The organism is Stenotrophomonas sp. P5_B8 (genome assembly GCF_054049855.1).
Genome location: NZ_JBFULO010000740.1, coordinates 1 through 1050, shown reverse-complemented (window position 1 = coordinate 1050; position 1050 = coordinate 1). Strand labels below are relative to the sequence as shown.

Genomic DNA, 1050 nt, shown 5'->3' with positions numbered 1-1050 from the left:
GTGCCATCGCATGCCGCATGCGCCGCCGCAGCGAGGACATCGCATAGTTGCGGAAGTCATAGTGGTAACGCTGGTATACCGCCTCCAGCAGCAGGCGCAGTTCCAGGTCGAACAACTCGGTGTCGTTCATCGACGCGAGCACCACACACGGCACAGCGAGACCAGCTTGTCCACGTCGATGGGCTTGGCGATGTAGTCGTTGGCACCGGCCTGCAGGCAGTGCTCACGGTCATCGGGCATGGCCTTGGCGGTCAGCGCGATGATCGGCAGGTCGCGCCAGCGGTGGTCGGCACGGATCTCGCGCATGGCAGTCAGCCCGTCCATCTCCGGCATCAYGATGTCCATCAGTACCAGGTCGATCTCCGGACGCAGCTTGTCCAGTGCCTCGCGCCCGTTGCGCGCGATTTCCAGGGTCACCCCGAGCGGTTCGAGCACGCTGGACAGGGCGAAGATGTTGCGCACGTCGTCCTCGGCCAGCAGCACGATGCGCCCATCCAGCACCGCGTCGCGACGGCGCGCCTCACGCAACAACCGCTGCTGGTCGCTGGGCAGGGACGCCTCCACGCTGTGCAGGAACAGGGTCACTTCGTCGAGCAGGCGCTCGGGCGAGCGCGCGCCCTTGATGATGATGCTCTTGGAGTAACGACGCAGGCGCTGCTCCTCATCGCGGGTCAGCGCACGCCCGGTGTAGACGATCACCGGCGGGAAGGCGACCGCATCGTTGCCGGCCATGCGCTCGAGCAGGTCATAGCCGGTGCCGTCGGGCAAGGTCAGGTCGGTGACCATGCAGTCGAAGGTGGACGTGCCCAGTGCGGCCATCGCCTCGGCGATGGTACCCACGCCGGTGATTTCCAGCTGGTCGCGGCCCAACAGCAGCTGCAGGTTCGAGCGCAGCTCGCTGTCGTCCTCGACGATCAGCAGGCGACGTACGTCGCGCTGGCTGGTGGCCTCCAGCTGCTGGATCGCCCCCAGCAGGCGCTCGCGCGTGGCCGGCTTGATCACATACCCGATCGCGCCCAGCTCCATCGCCACCTGCGAGCGCTCCAGCCC

Annotated in this window: 1 protein-coding gene and 1 pseudogene; both read right to left on the bottom strand. The window is 66.8% G+C overall.

From position 1 onward, the window contains the following. Positions 1-154: pseudogene (locus ACXJKH_RS21145) on the bottom strand (protein-glutamate O-methyltransferase CheR); the annotation flags it as partial. Continuing rightward, on the bottom strand, positions 127-1050 hold a 924-nt coding region (locus ACXJKH_RS21140), incomplete at its 5' end, for a response regulator (RefSeq protein WP_457322312.1). The gene ACXJKH_RS21140 and the pseudogene ACXJKH_RS21145, both read right to left, overlap by 28 nt.